General features: G+C 71.0%; 14 protein-coding genes and 1 pseudogene. 9 read left to right on the top strand and 6 right to left on the bottom strand.

Translation table 11 applies throughout. The features are described 5' to 3' along the window. The first annotated feature begins 167 nt into the window (after positions 1–167). From OG534_RS01230 to OG534_RS01195, 8 genes and pseudogenes are all read left to right on the top strand, one after another. Entirely contained in the window at positions 168–1166 is a 999-nt protein-coding gene (locus tag OG534_RS01230; protein ID WP_326586186.1) for a hypothetical protein, read from the top strand. Next, entirely contained in the window at positions 1163–3235 is a 2073-nt protein-coding gene (locus OG534_RS01225; RefSeq protein ID WP_326586185.1) for a hypothetical protein, read from the top strand. The genes OG534_RS01230 and OG534_RS01225 overlap by 4 nt, the downstream gene beginning before the upstream one ends. Further along, positions 3232–4184 (top strand): annotated as a pseudogene (locus OG534_RS01220) (AAA family ATPase). The gene OG534_RS01225 and the pseudogene OG534_RS01220 overlap by 4 nt, the downstream one beginning before the upstream one ends. Continuing rightward, the gene (locus OG534_RS01215) at positions 4177–7020 is read left to right on the top strand and encodes a TIR-like protein FxsC (RefSeq protein WP_326586184.1); all 2844 of its coding nucleotides are present in this window, start codon (positions 4177–4179) and stop codon (positions 7018–7020) included. Before OG534_RS01220 ends, OG534_RS01215 begins: the two are co-directional and overlap by 8 nt. Positions 7021–7573: 553 nt before the next feature. Beyond that, a complete protein-coding gene (locus tag OG534_RS01210) occupies positions 7574–7966 on the top strand; it encodes a hypothetical protein (protein WP_326586183.1) in 393 nt (130 codons plus the stop codon). Between the two features lie 2024 nt (positions 7967–9990). Continuing rightward, the gene (locus tag OG534_RS01205) at positions 9991–10821 is read left to right on the top strand and encodes a PP2C family protein-serine/threonine phosphatase (RefSeq protein WP_326586182.1); all 831 of its coding nucleotides are present in this window, start codon (positions 9991–9993) and stop codon (positions 10819–10821) included. A 70-nt stretch (positions 10822–10891) separates the two neighbouring features. Beyond that, entirely contained in the window at positions 10892–11860 is a 969-nt protein-coding gene (locus tag OG534_RS01200) for an MASE1 domain-containing protein (protein WP_326593414.1), read from the top strand. 332 nt (positions 11861–12192) lie between these two features. Further along, entirely contained in the window at positions 12193–12366 is a 174-nt protein-coding gene (locus OG534_RS01195; protein WP_326586181.1) for a hypothetical protein, read from the top strand. Positions 12367–12568: 202 nt separating this feature from the next. Here the strand turns inward: OG534_RS01195 and OG534_RS01190 are convergent, their stop codons facing one another. From OG534_RS01190 to OG534_RS01175, 4 genes are all read right to left on the bottom strand, one after another. Next, positions 12569–12841 (bottom strand): hypothetical protein, encoded by a 273-nt coding sequence (locus OG534_RS01190; protein WP_326586180.1) that lies wholly within the window; start codon positions 12839–12841, stop codon positions 12569–12571. A gap of 541 nt (positions 12842–13382) precedes the next feature. Next, entirely contained in the window at positions 13383–14552 is a 1170-nt protein-coding gene (locus OG534_RS01185; RefSeq protein ID WP_326586179.1) for a hypothetical protein, read from the bottom strand. Continuing rightward, entirely contained in the window at positions 14513–15829 is a 1317-nt protein-coding gene (locus OG534_RS01180) for a hypothetical protein (protein ID WP_326586178.1), read from the bottom strand. The genes OG534_RS01185 and OG534_RS01180 overlap by 40 nt, the downstream gene beginning before the upstream one ends. Positions 15830–16219: 390 nt before the next feature. Further along, positions 16220–16519: a hypothetical protein gene (locus tag OG534_RS01175; protein WP_326586177.1), complete on the bottom strand. Its 300-nt coding sequence runs from the start codon at positions 16517–16519 to the stop codon at positions 16220–16222. Positions 16520–17063: 544 nt separating this feature from the next. Between OG534_RS01175 and OG534_RS01170 the strand changes: the two genes are divergently transcribed. Next, a protein-coding gene (locus OG534_RS01170) for an IS5 family transposase (RefSeq protein WP_326586176.1) occupies positions 17064–17872 on the top strand; the annotation gives its coding sequence in 2 pieces (ribosomal slippage) (positions 17064–17411 and positions 17414–17872; 807 coding nt in all). Between the two features lie 9 nt (positions 17873–17881). Here OG534_RS01170 and OG534_RS01165 read toward each other — a convergent pair. Both OG534_RS01165 and OG534_RS38620 read right to left on the bottom strand, forming a co-directional pair. Then, entirely contained in the window at positions 17882–18310 is a 429-nt protein-coding gene (locus OG534_RS01165) for a hypothetical protein (RefSeq protein ID WP_326586175.1), read from the bottom strand. Between the two features lie 136 nt (positions 18311–18446). Next, on the bottom strand, positions 18447–19019 hold the full coding sequence (locus OG534_RS38620; protein WP_442807021.1) for a zinc finger domain-containing protein: 573 nt from the start codon (positions 19017–19019) through the stop codon (positions 18447–18449). Positions 19020–19067 lie beyond the last annotated feature (48 nt).

Genomic DNA, 19067 nt, shown 5'->3' with positions numbered 1-19067 from the left:
GCCACCCGCGCCCGGCAGGTGGAAGGGCAGTTCCGCCCGGGCCGCCTGTGGAATCTCACCACCAAAGGACACTGCCCGGTCCGGCCGTATATCGCGATCAGGGCCCGCATGCCTCCGGCGGTTGTTAGCCTTCGTGGACATTGCGCTTTGCCATGGGGAGGCGGTTGATGGAGTCGCGCCTGGTATTCGTCCACGGGATCGGCGGCCTTCGCAACCCGGCTCGGGAGCTCACCGCCTGGAATCGGGCGTTGGCCGCCGGGATGCGGGAGGCCGGGCACTCCGCAGCCGCCCGTGACCTGGTCTCCGACGAATCGGGCAGGCACGCGTTCGTCCATTACGCCGACCTCTTCGGGCGCGGGCAGGCCCAGGGCGGGGACGCCCCCGACGCCCCCGACGCCGCCGGTGGGGTCGGGGCGGAGGCGGAGATCCTTTCGGATCTGCTCGTCGCATGGGTGGACGGGCTGGCCGCGGAGCATTCCGACGAGCGGGATCGCAAGATCCTCGATCACGCCCGGTCGGAGGCCGAGCCGAGAGCGCAGGAGCAGGGCAGCCTGGCCGTCGTACGCCGCGCGCTCAACGTCGCGACCACACTGCTGGCCCTCAAGCCGTGGGGAGCCGCGGCCCGGTGGATCACCCCCAAGATGATGGTGAGCCACCTCGGCCAGGTGGCCCGCTACTTGGCGCGTGCCGAGCCCGACGCTCAGGGCATCAGCCTCGACCGCCGCATCCGCGCCCGGGTCGCCGAGGCGATCGGGGACGGACCGGCCGTCGTGGTGGCGCATTCCCTGGGTTCGGTCGTCGCCCTGGAGACCCTGCATCAACTCGGCACACCGGTCCCGTTGTTCGTGACCCTCGGATCGCCGATCGCCACGCGGACCGTGGTGTGGCCCCGGCTCCTCCCTCAGCCCCCGAGTGTCCCCGAGAGCGTCGGCGAGTGGCTCAACTTCTGGGACCGGGACGACATCATCGCCGTTCGGCCCCACCTGGAAAAGGAGTTACGCCCCAGCGGAGGCGGAGTCGCCCCAACCAGCCGGCGCGTGGACTCTGACGGCACCTGGGTCCACGACGCCGCAAAGTACCTCGCCCAGCCGGCCGTCGCCGGTCCCGTCGCGCAAGCTCTGGCCGGAACGGCGGGTGGGCCCGGCAGCGGCGGTGGCTCCGGGTGAGAGGCGGCCTGGGCGGCCGCCGTCACGTCCTGGTGGTGGCCCCGCACTGTGGATCGATGGTGCGGCTGGAGCGTCTGGAGGAGGCCGCCAACGGGCTGTACGAGGTACTGACCGACCCCTCGCTCGGAGCGTGCGAACCCGGCCTGCCGGACGGGCGCAGCGCGCTGGTCGCCGGTGACGGCCTGACCAGCAGCGCCGTCCGGGGAACGGTGGACGAGGCGATCGGATACGCGGCGCGGCACCATGCCGCGCTGGTCCTCGCCTTCCTCGGCCACGGATTCACGCCGGGCCGGACCAGCACCCTGCACCTCATGTGCGAGGACTCCACGGAAGACCTCCGGCACGACTCCGTGAACGTGCGCGATCTGCTGGCCGTCGCCGTGGACCACCCCGGAATCGACGGCGTACTCGGCCTCGTCGACACCTGCCACGCGGGCGGGGCGCCACCCCCGGCCGAGGACCTCGCCGGGGGCGCACGCAACGGCCGCACCCGGCTGGGCCTGCTGATGGCCTCGTCCCTGGGCCAGCCGGCGGTCGATCTCGTATTCTCCCGGCACCTGACCGAACTCCTGCGCGCCGGGCGGCCCGGGGCGGGCAGCACCCTGGGCGTGAGCGAGGTGCGCGACGCCCTGCGCACCGTCGTCATCGGCCAGAACGTCACTGGATTCGACTACGACGGAGACGGCTCGGCCCGGGAGACGCTGTGGATCGCGCGCAACGCGCGGGTCCGCGAGGGTCTGCTCGGTGGGCTCGGCGGCCGACTTGCCGCGGAGGAGCTGACCGAGGCGCTCGCTGCCGTGGACCCGCGGATGCCCGTGCCCGACGCCACCCCGGACCTGGGGGCGGCTCTGCGGTGCCGAGCAGAACTCCTGTCGCACCCGCCCGCCGCGGCCCGTGAACGCGCGCTGCGCGGCGTCGACGGGCTGCTCGTCGCAGTGCGCACGGTGCAGTTCGTCCGGGGCTGGATCGGCAGCGAGCTCACCACCGCCCGGATCCGGCACGCGCTGCACACCATGCTCGCGGCCGAGGGCCGGCTGCCGGCCGACCACCCCCACCTCACCGACATCGCCGTCATCGACGAGCTGACCTTCAACCATCCCGCCAACGACCCGGACGGCAGGCGCGCCGTCGCCCGTTTCGTGGCGCTGCTCGGCCAGGCTTGCGGGAAGGACCTCAAGGACCCCGAACTGCGTTCCTGGGCCGAGCGGATCGAAGCCCCCGTCGAGGTCAACGACGCCATCGAGCACGCCGCCCGGCGTACGGAGGGCCAGCGACTCGGCCTGGTCGTCAGTCTGCACTCCTCCCTCATCGGGGACTGGCCCGAAGTGCTGGACGGCTGGCTGCTCCTGGACGGTGCGATGATCCACCACGAGCAGTTTTCCAGTGAGACGGCGGACCGCAAGGGAGCCGAGAACGCGGTCGAGGACGCGGTGCTGTGGGCCGAGGAGCATGCCCGGTTGCTGGATCTCCCCCTGAAACGGCTTGACTTGGCGGTGCCCAGCGGGCTGCTCCTGGCCTGGCGGCCCGAGGAGGCCGGAGTCGCCATGCTGCTGGGGGTCCGCTACGAGGTGCGGCTGCACTGGAGCAACCGGCTCACACCAGACGCCGTGCTGCGCAGCGTCGAGCCCGTTGTCGCCGAGCGCTGGCAGTCGATCTCGCAGCACCAGGCCGGTACGCCCGTCGACTGGCTCGCGTACGAGGACCTCGCCGATCCGCACCTCCTGCGCGGGCACCTCCGTAGCGGCCGCTACACGCGGGGCATCGGCCTCACCCAGCACCCCGGCGCCGACGCCCGGCTCATGGAGATGCTGCTCGCCTACACGCCCGTCCTGCTGTGGCCGCACGCGCCGGACGGATTCCCGCGGGAGCGGCACGGCTGCCTGGACCGGAGCTGGTGGGCCATGCCGGGCGCCCTCGCGCATGCCTACCGTGACCGCTGGCGCGGAGTCTCCGGCGCGGACCTGGCCGATCTCCGGGCGGTCTGGGACGACGAGGACTGGCTGCGCTTCTGCCGGTTCTTCAGGACCGTGACTCCCCCGACCCGTACCCGAGATGAGGGGACTCCATGACCCAGGACGCGTACTACCGGGGCGACGGCGTGCCGAGGGGCGGCACGGCCCTGCCCGAACCGCCCCCTGGCGCACCTTCCCGAGGAGCTCGGCGGCCGGCGTGTTCCGGCCGCCGGCCGGGCTGACCGAGGCGGTGAACGCGGCCCTCGCGCTGCGTCGGCCGCTGCTGATCACCGGCGGCCCCGGCACCGGGAAGTCCACGGTGATCGAGCAGGTCGCCGCGGAGCTGGCGCTGGGGCCCGTACTGCTCTGGCACATCACCTCGCGCAGCAGCCTCGCGGACGCGCTCTACCGCTACGACGCCCTCGGCCGGATCCACGCCCACCGGCTCCAGCAGGAGAAGGCGCAGGCGGGCGGGGACGCGGGGGTGGACGATGTGGCGGCCTTCCTGACCCTCGGGCCGCTGGGCACCGCGCTGCTGCCGTCGAAGCGTCCGCGCGCGCTGCTCATCGACGAGATCGACAAGGCCGACCTCGACCTGCCGGGAGACCTCCTCGACGTCCTGGAACGCGGGGAGTTCCGCATCGCCGAGCTGATGCGCGAGGAACAGCAGACCGCCCGCGTGCGGACCTGGGAGAGCGATGTGCGGCACGTGGTGGAAGACGGCCACGTGCAGTGCACCGAGTTCCCCTTCATCGTGATGACGAGCAACGGTGAACAGGAGCTGCCCGCGCCCTTCCTGCGCCGCTGCGTGCGCTACACCATGCCCAAGCCGACCGCCGCACTCATCCGTGACGTGGTACACGGCCATCTGGGGCTGGAAGTAGGTGAATCGGGGCCGACCGCGGAACTCGTCGACGAGTTCGTACGTCGGGTAGCGTCGGGCGAGAGCGTGGCCGTCGACCAGCTCCTGGGCACCCTGCATCTGTTGAACGGTCCCACCCGGTCGCACGGGACCGAACGCGAGCGGCTCATCGCCCTCCTCATGAAGGACCTCTCGGGTGTCTGAGGAACGCCCGGGGCTCCTGGAGCCCCAGGCGCCCCAGGACCCGCTGGCGGCCGTGGTGTCGGCGCTCCACGGACTCGGCCGGGACCTGGACGGACTCTCCGTCGCCGAGCTCCTCTGGCTCGCCGCCCGTACGCGGAGCGGTCGTGCGGAGGATGAGGGCGGGGCGGACCCGAGCAGGGCCGCGGACGGCTCCGTCGGGGCTGTCGACCCGCGTGAACGCCTCAGCTCCTGGGGGCCGTTGACGACTCCGGTGTACGGCCCTTCGGTCCCCGGCGGCGACGGTGTGCCCGCCCGGGAGGTGTCCGTACCCCGGGCATCCGCACTGCCCCGAGCCCGGGAGATCGCCCGCGCCCTGCGTCCGCTGCGACGGCCGTGGGCGGCGGGGCGCAGACAGCAGCTGGACATCGGGGAGACGGTGTCCGGTTATGCCCGAAGCGGTGAACTTCTCCCCGCGTTCCGCCCGGCACCGGAGCGCTGGTTCGACCTGACCGTCGTCCTCGACCGGTCCCCGACCATGGCCGTGTGGGGGGATACCGTCGAGGAGTTGCTGAAGGTCCTCGCCACGACGGGAGCCTTCCGTACGCTCCGGGTTCGGGAGGTGAACGCCTGGGAGGCGGAGCCCCGCGCTGGGGGCGTCGGGTCCAGGACGGCGCAGCAGCGGCGGCTGGTGCTCGTCTTCTCGGACTACGTATCGGGGGCCGGAGGCGAGGACGGGCTGTGGGACCGGATTCACGGCTGGGCCGGCGCCACCCCCACCGTGCTCGTGAACCCGCTGCCGCCGAAGATCTGGCGACACACGGGGCTCGATCTGCCGGCGGTAAAGGTCACGACTCCCGGGGCGCCCGGTGTGCCCAACGCCCGCCTGCACTTCCTGGCGCCGCCACTGATGGAGGAGGTGTTCGACCTGCCGGGCGACCGCCGGACCACCTGGCTGCCGCTGCCGGTCGTCGGACTGACACCGCGCTCCCTCGCGCGCTGGGCCCGCACGCTCATGCGCGGGGATCCCGAGGGATGTGAGGCGGTCCTGGTCCCGGCGCCGGGCGCGGTGAGCCGGACGCCGACACCCCCGAACACGCCTCTGGATGCCGACCAGTTGGTTGACGCCTTCCTGCACCGGGCGTCGGCGCCCGCCGTCCGGCTGGCCGTGCTCTGCTCCACGTACCCGCAGACGAGTGCGGGGATGCTGCATCTGGTGCGGCAGGAACTGGTCCCGGAGGCGAGCCCGGCCGACATGGCCGAGGTGATCGTCGGCGGCCTGGTTTCGGTCGACGAAGGCGGGCTGGTGGCCGGCGGCCCGGTCCTGACCTTCCGGGACGGTGTCCGCGAACGGCTGGCTCCCCGCCTCGGCGCGCGCGACGCACTGCGCACGCGGGACACCGTGAGCCGGTTCATCGCGGAGCACGCCGACGCCGCGTCGCGCCTTCCGGCACTTGTCCCCGATCCGGACGGGGATGCGGAGGTCCCGTCCGGCGGCGCACCGTTCGCGGAGGTGTCCCCGCGGACCCTGCGGGCGCTGGATCCGGTGGCCAACCCGGTGGCGGATCACGGTGACGAGCGACCGTACTTCTTCCTCAGCTACGCGCACACCCCGCGCTTCAGCGAAACCGGCGCGGACCCGGACATGTGGGTCCAGATGCTCTTCCGCGACCTGTCCTCCCACGTCATGGCTCTGACGGACCTGCCGTCCGGATACCCGGTGGGGTTCATGGACCGGCAACTCCGCTCTGGGGAGGGCTGGTCGGACCGCCTCGGAGAGGTGCTGGCGACCTGCCGGACGTTCGTACCCCTCTTTTCCCCGCGCTACTTCGCCAGTGAGACGTGCGGCAAGGAGTGGTTCGCCTTCGCCCAGAGAACCGCCTACCACCAGGCACGGAGCGCCTCGGCGGTGAAGGCGATCGTTCCCGCCTCGTGGGTTCCCGTGCCACCGCACCACCTCCCGTATGTTGCCAGGCGGTTGGACTTCGACCACAGCGTGTTCGGCGAGCGGTACGCGACCGACGGACTCTACGGTCTGATCAAACTGCGCGGGTACGCAGAGCAGTACGAGCGTGCGGTGTACGAACTGGCCAGGCGGATCGTCCGCGTAGCGGACACCGCGAACATCGCCGTCGGCCGCCGCGTCGACTACCGGACGGCTCCGAGTGCCTTCGAAACGCTGACCTCGTCCCCGGATCAGAGCAACCTGCGGATCGCCGTGGTGGCACCCACCGTGCGCGACCTTCCTGAGGGTCGTGACGCCCACTACTATGGCGACAGCCCCGACGACTGGAATCCGTACTACTCCGATTCCAGGAGGCCACTGGCGCACATGGCCACCGAGCTGGCGTTCCACCTGAACAACCAGGTGAACATGTCCACATTCGACGAGGAGCTCTCCAGGGCCGACAACCGTATACCTCCGCGCGGGCCGTTGATCCTGCTCGTGGACCGGTGGGCACTATTGGTGCCGGCCTTGCGGGACGGACTGGCGGCACTGGAGGCGGTGAACCCGGCGGGAATGAGCCTGGTCATCGCCTGGAGCCGGTACGACCGGCAGAGTCACGCCTCGGATGTCGAGCTGGCCTCCAGGCTGAACCGCACGCTTCCGAATCTGATGAGCCGGACCTTGGGGAACTCCTCGGCCGCAGCACGGGGCGTGCTCGGCATGGAGGACTTCGGCGCGGTCATGCCGCAAGTCGTAGCCGCGACCTACCAGGACTACCTCAGGCACGCCGAGGCGTACCCACCCACCAAGGCCTACCCGCCCGAGGCGCCCAGGCCCCGGCTGCGCGGGCCCATGCGAGCCATGCCGCCCTCTCCCGAACCCCTTTTCCCGGACGAGCCCGAAGAAACCTGACCCACGGCAGTATGACCTCCGGGCGCGGACCGAGCCCACCGAGGCCAGGATCCGTAGCGTCTTTCCGCCTGATCACGCTTCAGCCAGGATTCGAACCCCACATGCCGCAGCATCGTGGCCGTCCAGTACAGCCCCGGAAAGTTCCCCTGCCCCGGTACGACGGGAACTCCCGCACCGAAGCGAACGGGAGGGCGGCGCACCCGTCGATGGTGGCCCTCGCACACAGCAGCGCCCCGCGCTCGATGCGTTCGCCCGGCTTTCTCCTACTCGGATAGATGATCACGAGCGCCGCCCAGAACGCCACGCCGTGATCTTCTGGGAACGCTGCTTCCCGAGTCCGAAACAGCCGACCCGTGGCCGGGTGCGCACACGGGAGACCCCTCACCGGCCGCCGGAGTACGGCGTTCGGGTCGCCGTCGTCTGGGTACTGCCGGTACTCACCGCCTGCGGCAGCGGCCGGCAGGAAGACCCGCCTCGTGCCGTCCCCCGTACACCCGCCGCCCCCTCGGCGCCGAGCGCACGGGACACCCGCCTTGCCGGCACGCTTCCCCTGGTGGCCGGAGAGTGGGGGGAGCAGGGCGGCTCGCACGCTCCGCCCACACGGCTCACATGGCAGCGTGATCGGCGCGCGGCCCGTGACGAGCCGCTGAGCGTCGAGGTCGCCGGGCCGGGTCGGCCCTGGTACGCCTCCTTCATGGTCCACAAGGCCCTGAACCAGGCCGGCGTCCCGAAGGAGGACACAGCGAACCAGAGGGTCCTGGCCTGCGGTACCGGCATCACCGAGCCCGGCTGCCGCATCACGCGTGGCGCAGGCGACGACTGGCACATCGAGACGTCGGCTCCCGCCCCGGAGAGCCACCCGTACCGTGTCCTGTACGTGCAGTGGCCGTCCGACGGACCGGGGCGGCCGCAGAAGTGGGCGTCATGGCAGCTCCCCACCCCCTGACCGGGATCACCCCGGACCCCCGTGCGGCGGCCCGCTGGGCCCTGGGCCGGATGGCCTCGGCCGCCGCCGAGGACACCCGCTTCGCCGCGGTGGCCGAAGCCATCCAGCACCGGGTCCCGCACGAGGTCTCCGGACGCTACGGAGCAACCGGCGCAGCCCGATTCGAGAGCGCTGAGCCGGAACCCGACGCGCGCGAAACCTTTGACGATGCCTCGACCGCGGACCTGCGCCGGGACGTCTCGGTCGGTACGGATCCGTGTCTCGCGCTCACCGATCCGGCCAGGCTCGTCGGCGCGGTGGCCACCGCCTCCGACGGACGGCTCACTTGGCACGAAGGCCGGCCCGCGGTCGACCTCGTCCTCACCCCCGACCCCGAATCGGCCGATCCGACCGACCCCTGGCTCCCGCCCGGGGCCTCCCGCCTGGCCGTCGCAGTCGACGTCCGTTCGGGCCTGCTACTGCGCGCCAAGGCCTTCGACACCCACGGCTGCCTCCGCAGTGGCACACTCCGTCTCGCCCGCACCTCCGCGGACACGGACACGGCAGCCCCCGCCCCGGACGGCACGGGGGCTGGCCCCGTACTCGCCCGGATGGCCACCAGCCTCCTCGACCCCGTACGGCTGCGCGCCGAGATCCACGCCGAACCCGGCCTCGACCCGCCACTGTCGGCGGCCGCGCTGCCCTCCTCGCGCCGATGGACCGTCACCGTGCACAGCCCCAGTGGCACGCTGACCGCCGAGATCAGCGGCGCCTACCGCGGCGACCTGGCGGCCCCTGCCGCCGCCAGGCTCGCCGAACTCCTCACGCCGGCCCGCATCGTGTCCCACCTCGCCGACGCCACCCCGACCGGCCCCCACTCCTCCGTGCCACCGTCCGCCCCCTGCGCAGCTTTCCCCTCAGCGCCTGGGCTCCCGAGGAAGACCTCGTCTGCGACTTCACGGTGGACCCGGCCACCGGCATCCTCCTCCACGCCCGGACCACCGACACCGCCTCCCGCCTCCTCTTCCGCTGCGAAGTCCGAACGTTCCACCCCGAGTGAGGGGACACCCTGGAGAGATCACTTTGACGACAGACCTAGGTGCCGCTGCATCCGGGTGCTGGGCTCGGACCATCCCGGCACCTTGGCCACCTGCAAAGTCCTCGCCCCTCGACAGAGCGAGGTGGGAAAGAAGGCGATCCCGATGTCAGGTGATGAGCGATACCGATCGCCATTGGCCGCATCCCCGCGTCCCCGCATCCCCCATCCCTCAGCCGCCAGGCGAGGTGGTGCCGGGTGGTGGGGGTTGTCGGGATGGTCGGGGCGGCCCTGTCGGCGCGGTCAACGCTCCGTAGTCACCACCAAACCAGCACGGGAGTCAGCACGGTGAGTGCTGGTTGTGAACGGCAGATCCCCGTACGCCACTGCACCGGAGGCGACGTTTCCACGACGGACGGTCGTGACGCGGAGTCATGCCCTGTATCGCCAGTAGCGCCCCCCAGCTGCAGATGGAGTCTGAGCCCCGCTCACTCCGGACGGGCGCACCTTGGCCGGCGGCAACAACGACGGCACGGTTCGGCTGTGGGACGTCGCCGATCCGGCACACCCCGCATCTCTCGGAGCGCCGTTGGGCGGGCAGGCGGGCTCGATGATCCGCCTTGCCATCAGCCGCGGCCGCGGCGGAGAACGGCACCCTCCACCTGTGGGACATCTCGAAACCTGAGCACCCCCGTGCCCTGGGCGGACCACTGCGCGCCAGTGGTGTGCCGGACGACCGGGAACCTGCTGACCCCCGAGCTCTGGCACCGATACATTCCGCAACGTCGTTTCGACCCACCGTGCCCCGAACGGCGCTGACCCCACGGCGGGCCATGCCTCACCTCCGCATCCAAGGCGCGGTCGTCCCTCGACCTCCGGCCCCGGGTCGGCATCTGCCGTCACGGCGCCATCGACACCACCTCCGGCCTGCCGGTTTCACCCCTGTGGAGGCACACGGCAGCAGCGGCTAGTGTGAGGTGGGAAGGCTGTGGGCGAGCCAGGAGCCGTTATGCGCGGACACCGTCCCGAGCCGTCCGAAAGTGTGCAGGATCTTCTGGTCGCCCTCGGGCAGCTCGTCGATCAGGCCCTGGAACGGGTCGAGTACCAGCGGGCCAGGGTCGAGCTGGCCGTCGCCCTGCAACGCCATATGCTCCCACCCGGGCTGCCGGAGTTGCCCGGCCTGCACCTGGCCGCCAGGTACGCGCCGTCACGAGGCGGTCTGGAAGTAGGCGGTGACTGGTACGACGCCTTCGTCATGTACGACGGGTCACTGGGGCTCACGGTCGGCGACGTACAGGGCCACGACGTGGAGGCCATCGCCTTCATGGGGCAGGTGCGGACCAGCCTGCGCGCCCTCGCACAGGCGACGAGCGACACCCGAGAGGTACTGGCCCGCGCCAACGATCTGCTGATCGCCATGGGGTGTGGTCTCTTCGCCACGTGCTGCTTCCTTCGCTTCGACCCGGTCAGCCGCGATCTGACGGCCTCCAGGGCCGGCCATGTCCCGATGGTCTGGGCGACAGCCGGAGGCCGTCATGGCATAGCACTCGACCGCGGCGGGCCGCCGCTCGGCATCGTGTCGGGTCAGCGGTATCCGGTGACCCACCGGCGACTGACCGAGGCAGGGGTGCTCGTGCTGCTCACCGACGGAGTGGTCGAGGGCCCGAACTTCCCGATGGAGTCCGGTCTGGCCGAGGTGGCCAAGCTGGTGCGCGCGGGGTTCGACGCCGATCCCGACGTGCTCGCCTCCGCCGTCGTGAAAGTGGCCGACCTGACGGGACACCGCGACGATGCCGCAGTCCTCGTCGTCCGCTACGACGGCCCGCAGGAGCCGGCCTGACCGAGGAGTGTTCGCTGGGGTCGCCGGTGGCGGGATCTGGGCGCACACTGCTGTCGTGCGCAGCGCAGCGATGGGTCCTCTCGGGTCCACCTCTCTGCGCATCCTCGCCGTCGCCGCCGTCTACTACGGGGCCGCACAGGTCGGCCTTCTCCATCAGCTGGTGCGCGACCAGGTCACCCCCCTGTGGCCGCCGACCGGCGTCGCGCTGGCCGCGCTGCTCATGATGGGGCTGCGCGTCTGGCCGGGCATCGCACTGGGCGCGTTCCTGGTCAATGTCGTCCTCGGGCCGTCGTTGATCGCCGTACTGGCCATCACCGCGGGCAACACCCTCGCCCCGGTCTGCGCCTGTCTGATGCTGCGCAGAGCCGGGTTCAGAAACGAACTGGACCGCCTGCGGGACGTACTGGCGCTGGTCTTCCTCGGCGCGCTCGCCGGGATGTTGATCAGTTCGACCATAGGCAGCGGCGTACTGGTCCTGTCCGGAGCACTGGATGCGGGCGACTTCTGGCCGACATGGTCGGTGTGGTGGACCGGCGACGCGATGGGAATCCTTGTCGTCACACCCTTCCTGCTCGTGCTGCGCAAGGCCCGGTGGCCGTTGCGCGCCGGGCCCGGCCGCTGGTTGGAGGCGGTGGCGCTGGCGCTCGGTACGGTCTTCGTCACGCTCTTGGCGACGCGCACACCCAACTCGAACCTGCTCTTCCTGGTCTCGCCGGTCCTGATCTGGGCGGCCTTCCGCTTCCGGCTGGCCGGAGCGGCGCCGTGCGCGCTCGTGGTGTCGTGGCTCGCGATCCTGGCTGCCGACGGCGGCAGAGGCCCGTTCGTCGGCGAGGGCGTCTTCGCCAACATGGTCACGCTCCAGGCCTTCAACGGCACGACCGCGCTGACGGCTCTCCTTCTCGCGGCAGTCATCACAGAACGCGACAGAACGCATGAGGAGATCCAACGGGTCTGCGCTCGGCTTGCGGAGATGGTGGCCCGGATGGAGCCGCGGCCCGAGTCGCGCGAGTACCCGCCCGAGAAACGTCCGCCGCCATAATTCCCCAGTGGGTGGATTTAACCTCTGCGAGCGCCCTTTCGAGCCTGTCGACAATCTGCCGGGTGCCACGTCGGCAACAACCGCCTCAAGGGATTCGATCCTGGAACGACCGGGGGCGATGTACTGAGCAGAAGCCAGAACGCGGCTCGTCTGCTCGCTTGCCGAGCACGAAGGAGAGTGTCCTGGCCACTGGCTGCGACACCGGCGACGCGGTCACCTCACCCGCCGAGGGCCACAGACCCGACCGCCATGTACCGCGCCGCCCCGCGGCCTCCAAGCTCCGCCCCCCGTACCACGCCGACCCGGCGTGCCCTGACGGAAGGAAGCCCCACATGTCCTCGCTCGCCCTGGCCGTCCTGCTGCTCCTGGTCCTCGTGACGCTGCTCCTGGCGGGCGGCGTCGGGTACGTCGCGCACCGCCACCCGGCGCTCGCCGCGCCGCTGGCGGCGGCCGGGACGGCCGTGGCCCTGGTCGTCGCCTGCGTGGGCACCATCGGTGCCCGCTGACCCGCCCAGCCGCCCAGCCGCCCCGCCGCGGAGCGCGACAGGCAGCGGGAGGCGACGCCGCAGCCCCTGCGCGCCGCGCCCGGCGGGGTCGGATCCGCATCCCCTTGCATGGGTCGGTGCCCTGCGCCGTCACCGACCCGGCAGCAGCGTCGGACCCCTGAACCGGACGCCGCCGCTTCGCCACGAGACATCACCGCGCCCCTCAAGGTTCGGCGGGTCTCGGCAGTAGCAGGCATGCAGGCGGCTGCGCCAGCACAGCGTCATCGAAGATCACCCCGGTGAAATCGAGGTCGCAGCCCTCCCAGGAGGCCGCAGACCCACTGATTCGGGGGCACAGATGATCGCGGACCACGCGGATCACCGTGTGGCGGACCTCGCGGGTGGCCTGCCAGGCCAACCGCTCCTCCAGCGGCGCGGACTCGGCCGGCTCGGCCGGCTCGGCCGGGTAGGGCATGCGCAGGTAGGCGCACAGCACGTCGATGCACGTCTGTCGGCGTTCGCTTCGGCCCAGTCATCGGCCAGGCCGGCCATTGCGTGGATGCCCGCCAGGCGGCAAGCGGGCTCCTCGTGCCCAAGCAACTCGGCAGCCGTGGCGAAGCGCTCGTTGAGCAGCCGCGCCTGCTCGTGCCTCAGTCCCTCCTGGGCACTTCGGCGCAGCCGTCTGGCCGAGAACCAGGCCGCGAACCACGCAATCACGCCACCCGATGAGGGTGGCTGCCGGAACGGCCCACCAGGGGGCACCCGAAGCCTCACCCTGCCCTTGATCCTGGGAATACGGGCTCGCGGAAAGCAGCCGTATCCGGACACTGCCTACCGCCCCGGTCAGCGTCGCCATGGCCGTCACCCTAGATCGAGCCACCTCTCAGCCCGGCAGGACAGACCCGTCCGGTGCTGTGTGAAGGGAGTGCCACCGGGTCGAGTCCGTCCCGGACAGCGGGACGCGGTGTGCGCACCACGACCCCCTCCCGGATGGTTCCGGGAGGGGGTCGTGGTGAATCCGCCGGGCGCGGCAGCCGCTACCGACCGCCGCCGTCGGCGAGCTGCTGCTCCAGCTTGCGGACTCGCTTGACCACACCTGGCTTGACCCGGCGGCTCTCCAGGGTCCGGGCAAGATCGCCCACCAGCTGAGTGGCGTCCCGGCCCTCGCCCTGTTGGTCGAGCGACCGGGCCATGTGCTCGATGTTGCGGGTCAGACGGATGTGGCCGAACGTCTCGGCGGCGGCGTTCAAGTCGCCGTACGCCTGCTCGGCGCGCTGCCAACCCGACTCGGTGTCGGACGTCGTGAGCTCCAGGCGCGGACCCGTACCGTCGCCACCACCCTGCATGATCTTGCCCGGGACGGTATCCGCCAGCGCCAGGCAGGCGGCGGCGTGTTTGGCGACGCCCTCGTCGGGAATCCGGTCCACGACCTCGCGCAGTACGTCGTTGGCTCCGTGCAGCACCCGGCTTCCGCCCAGCGCCAGCACGCGTCCCACGGAGTCCGTGCAGACGTCGTCCGCCAGCCGCTCCTGCTCACGGCTGGCCGGGCGCTCCACCCGGAGCATGAGCGGCGCGGCCATGACCTGCCCGGCGGAGGCACCGGCGCCGGAGGCCGCTGTACCGTCGGCGACCGTACGCAGCGCGGCGTACACACGGTACGTACCGGGCTCGGCGATCTGCCAGCCGCCCAGTCCGGAGCTGAGCACGACCTGCCCGTAGAGTGCCTCGCCGGGCTGCAGCACCACGGGTTCGGGGCGCATGCAGTACCGCAGGTAGGGCCGGTGCATCCGGGCCTCGGTCTCTCCCTCACGCTGGATGACGATGCCGAGGTCGTCGCCCTTCAGCTTGTTGCGGTCGACCATCACCGGGTCGGTGGAGGTGTTGGCCAGCTTCAGCTCACCGATCACCGGCTCGAGCATGCCGTAGCGGTACGCGCCCTCGTGGTCGGGGTTGCGGCTGACGCGGAGCGAGAGCGTCAGCGTGCCGGGGGCGGAGTACTGGCGGACCTGCTCGAAGGCGTGGTGGTCGAACCACGGGATGTTGCCCATCTGCACGAACCGCTCGGGTGCGTGCCGCAGGAACCGCAGCTCGTTCTCCGAGAAGAAGTACCCGAAGTCGGAGAAGAACGCGTGAGGCCCGCCGGGGTGGGGCTTCCGGAACGGGTAGTTCATGAAGCTCCGGGCAGTCGGCTCGTCGGCGAGCGGCATCCACGGAGTCTCCAGCGACTTCTGCCAGGAGTGCGCGAGGTTGAAACAGTGCCCGAGCTCGTGCACGGCCGTCCAGAAGCGCATCCGGCGGGCGAACGCCTCAGGCGCGGGGTCGTTCGGCGGCCGCTCGGAGATGAACGAGTCGGAGAAGATCGCGCAGCCCTGCCGCTGGCGGTGCCGATGTCGTCGAACATGATGCCGCCGAGGCTGAGGCCGTCGTCGTGCAGACCTGCGAACAGGGTCCACACCTGCCACTGGGCGACGCCCTGTCCGCCGGGCCCGGGCTTCCACTCGGACCAGTGCTGCTGCATCGCGTCGTGCATCTCGATGTCGGACCACTTGTCGTTGACGGAGGCCGAGCGTGGGATCATGTTGCTGCCGCGGGTGCGGGTGACCTTGATTCCCTGCCGGGTGAAGGCATCCTCCACCGTGAGGGTGATGTCGGGGAGGCCGGCGGGCCGCACCGGGTGGTCGTGCAGCGCGTACGCATCCGTCTGCTCGGCCCCCTCGACGCGGTCGAACTCGATCCCGACCTCACGGAATGCCGACCGCGCGAAGGCGTAGCCGAGGACCAGGTCGGCCGCGCCCGGGCGGCTGAAGGTCACCCGCGCGGAGAGCGGCTGCAGCGGCGGGCGGCCGGTGAGCTGCACGCGGATCGAGGTGGCGGGGCGCAGGGAGGTGTTGCCGTCGCGGTAGCTGATCGGGCCGGCGTACGAGCCGTCCGGCTGCTTGGTCACCTTGGCGATCCAGGTGAGACCGCCGGTGATGAGCCGCCAGATGCGGCCCGAGACGGTCATCGTGGGGGCGGGCCCGTCCACGTCCACGCGGAGTTCCTCGAACAGGCCGAGGGCGGCGCCGGGCTGGATCGTCTCGGCCGGCGGCTGACCGTTCTGGGGCTGCTCGGCCGCGATCGCGGTCCCGTCGGGAAGGGCGCCCGCCGCCATCGCCGCACCGGTCGGCCGCACCTCGGGCGCGACCATGCCGGGCATCGTCGTGATGTTCTCCACGACCTGCGCGCCGTCGTGGTCGGGGGCGGGGACGATGGGCAGGTCGGTGCGGACGTACACGCCGCTGCGCTGGACCAGGAGGGCCGCGGCCGACGCTGTCGGCTGAGCGCCGGCCGCCGTGTCCCAGCGGTCCTGGACGCCCTCGGCGTAGGGATCCGAGCCGTAGCCGGCTCGGGCCCGGCCGTCACCGGCAAGGCGGGAGATCTCTTCGACGACAGAGCGGACGAGCTCGTCCAGCCCACTCGGCGGGCGGTGCTTCTGCGTGGTCATGCCGGCCTCTCCTCAGCCCGGGCTCCGTCGCCCGGGCGTGGTGGTGCAGCGGAAGGGGTGGGTGTCCGGCCGCTTCGGGGCGCGTGGCGCGCGGGTGTGTGGCCCGCGGGTGTGTGGCCCGCGCGGGTGTGTATCCCGCGGGTGTCTGGCCTGTCGACATGCCCTGCCACATCCGCGGAGGGAGTTGCGACGGTTGGGATGCCTGAGCGCGATGCGGACGCCTGCCGAACAGGCCGGGAGTGTGCGCTCCGTCCGGTTGTGCCACCGAGCGCACACCCCCGCCCTTGGAAGGCCGGTCCCTTCAAGTGGAAGTGCAACCAACCTGGGTCGCAATCCGGCCGCGTCCGATCGAGCCCGTCCGCGGAGCGGCTCGCCCGGCAGACGTGCCGGTCACACGTAACGGGGGAGGTCTCCGCTCGCGCGGACGGTGAGGCCGCCGTCAGCGTCGAGATCGACCAGCACCGCCTTGGTGACGGTCGTGTCGATCTCCACACTCCGGTGCGGCCCTCCCTGGACCGAGACCTCCACCGTGACCCCGCCGTCCCGTACCGGAACCTCGAGGGAACGGGCCAGGCCGATCTGCCGTCTGGTGTGCACCGAGGGGTCGTCCAGGATGACGGTTCCGTCCACCGTGACCACGACGTGCTCGCCCTGGAAGTCCTCCTGCAGCGCGATCTGAAGCACGCTCATGGCTCCCGCCTCACTTCGTCGGCCTCGCGACAGGCTTCTGACGCCCCGACGATACGACGGCCGGCCCCCGACGGCCTTCCGACGCCGACCCGCCCGGCCCCTGTCGGAGTCGGCCGCGGCGCGACGGGCGCGGGCTGCGCCCGCCGCTGTCGTTGCGGCTTCCCGGACGTCGAACCCACGGGCGTCAGGTGAGCGCGGAGGTGTGGATCTTGCGAGCCCGTACCACTCCCGAAGACCTGCTCGCGCAGCATCCTGACGGTGCCGGCGTCCAGCCGACGTGAGCCCGATCGGGGCGCCCGCACCGTAGATCCTGAGTGCCCAGTCCGGCATCTTCCGCCGGTCGACCGGCGACGGACCGGTCGCGATTCCCTCGCCTTCGAACGCCGCTTGTCGCTTGCCGTTGCCCGGACGCGACCGGCTGCGCGCCGGAGAGTCCACCGGGGGAGTGCGGCTACGGCCGCCGCTACGCGTTGAACCGGGGCGATCGAGTGAAGGGGGCATTTAGACGTCGTTTCTTATGGCGTGATCGTTCGTTGAACCGTGCATGACGGATCTGGTTGAGCGGCTGGTGCCGGACGAGTTGTGGGTGCTGTTTCGGCGGGTGGTACCGCCGACGGAGGTCATACGTCCACAGGGTGGCGGCCGGCGTCGAGCGGGTGACCGCGAGGCATTGGCCGCAATCATCTTCGTGGCGACGTCGGGCTGCACCTGGCGGCAGCTGCCGCCGGTGTTCGGCCCGAGCTGGCAGACCGTCTACCGACGATTTGCCCAGTGGAGCCGGGCCCGGGTCTGGGCCCGGCTCCACCGCGTCATCCTCGACGAACTCGGGGCCCGCGGGGAACTGGACTGGTCGCGCTGCGCGATCGATTCGGTCAGCATGCGGGCTGCAAAAGGGGGCCTCTGACGGGACCGAATCCGACCGACCGTGGCAAGCCGGGATCGAAAATCCACCTGATCACCGACCGGAACGGGCTGCCGCTCTCGCTGGGCGTCTCCGGCGCGAACATGCACGACAGTCTCGGTCTTGAACCACTCGTGCGGGGCATCCCGCCGATCCGGTCCCGGCGAGGACCTCGTCGACGGCGCCCCGGCAAGCTCCACGCGGACAAGGGCTACGACTACGACCACCTGCGCCGATGGCTCCGCAAACGCGGCATCCGCCATCGCATCGCCCGCCGTGGTATCGAGTCCTCACAACGGCTCGGCCGCCACAGGTGGGTCGTCGAAAGAACCGTGTCCTGGCTCGCCGGCTGCCGTCGGCTCCACCGCCGATACGAGCGCAAGGCCGAACACTTCCTCGCCTTCGTCGGCATAGCTGCAGCACTCATCTGTCACCGCCGCCTCACCAAATGAAACGACCTCTTAGAGGGTCAGGCTGACGATCCAGTAGTCGTACTCCTCCGCGGTGATGCCGCAGATGTGGTCGCCGGAGGAGGACCGGGCGATGAATTCGATCCGTCCTTGGTCATCGATGAGGCGGGCGACGTCGGCACTGTCCGTGAGACGCACGCGGACCCAGCCGACCCCGGAACTCCCCGTCACGACCGCCGTGAGGAGGAACGTCCCGTCAACACCGATGACATCGGCTCGGCGGGCATGTTCGAGCCACATCTGGTGGACTCCTCCGAGGTCTCCCTTCAAGGGGAAGGAGGCACTGGGCTCCACGCCGAATCCCGCCATGGCACGCCAGGCCGTTTCGACCGAGGGTCCAGGTTCGTTGCCCTGGACCCTGTCCACTTCGAGGCCGCTGCCCCGGATGAGTTCGACGAGGTTGTCCTCGCTGGTGCGCATGTTGGCTTCTCCTCGTAGAAGAAGTGGCTGGTCTCCGCCGGGCTTGTCGATGGCTCCGGTAGCGTTCCATGGTCTTGTAGCCACTGGATGCCGCCGGCCTGGATGCCGCCGGCCTGGAGGTCGACGGACAGCGTCATCAGCTCGGCCGCGTTCCTGGCCAGACGCTTGAGCTCCTGCACTGTGAGGATGACGGGTGTCTCCGGGGCGGCTTCCTTGAACTGGTGGGCTGGCGAGAGCGCCTTCTCCAGTTCGGGCCGCAGCTTGATGCGGGTGCTGATCTGCGCCTTGAAGACCTTGTGGCATTCCGCACGGTGGCAGCGCTCGAGCCGGCCTCCGCCGGCTCTTGGCGGGCCGAGCCGAGGCGCGGGCGCACCCGATCCGGAGCGGCCGCTCGGTGCGGGGCGCGGGCACGACAGCGAGCGCCGGGCCCTGCTTCCACGCCGGGCCGGGGAGCCGGTCGGCGGGTACGGGGATCTCCAGTTCCTCGCGGAGCGCGGAGCGCGGGGACGAGGACGAAGCGGAGGGTGTGGTACTTCGCGGCGGTCTTTCCGCCCCGGGTGCGGCAGGCGCTGCCAGCGGGTGCTTCACAGTTCGGGCAGTCGTGACGTTCTACCGCCAATGCAGCACAACATGCAGGTTTTGAGAAGCTTTTCGCGAGTGGCGACCTTGCGGAAACGTGATCACTTCCGGGCTCTCGCGGAACTCTCACAGATGGTCATCTGTGAGGGTTCGCCAGTGACCCTGAATTCAGGATTGC

This window comes from Streptomyces sp. NBC_01294, from assembly GCF_035917235.1.
GTDB lineage: Bacteria > Actinomycetota > Actinomycetes > Streptomycetales > Streptomycetaceae > Streptomyces > Streptomyces caledonius.
This window is presented reverse-complemented; position numbering and strand designations above follow the sequence as displayed.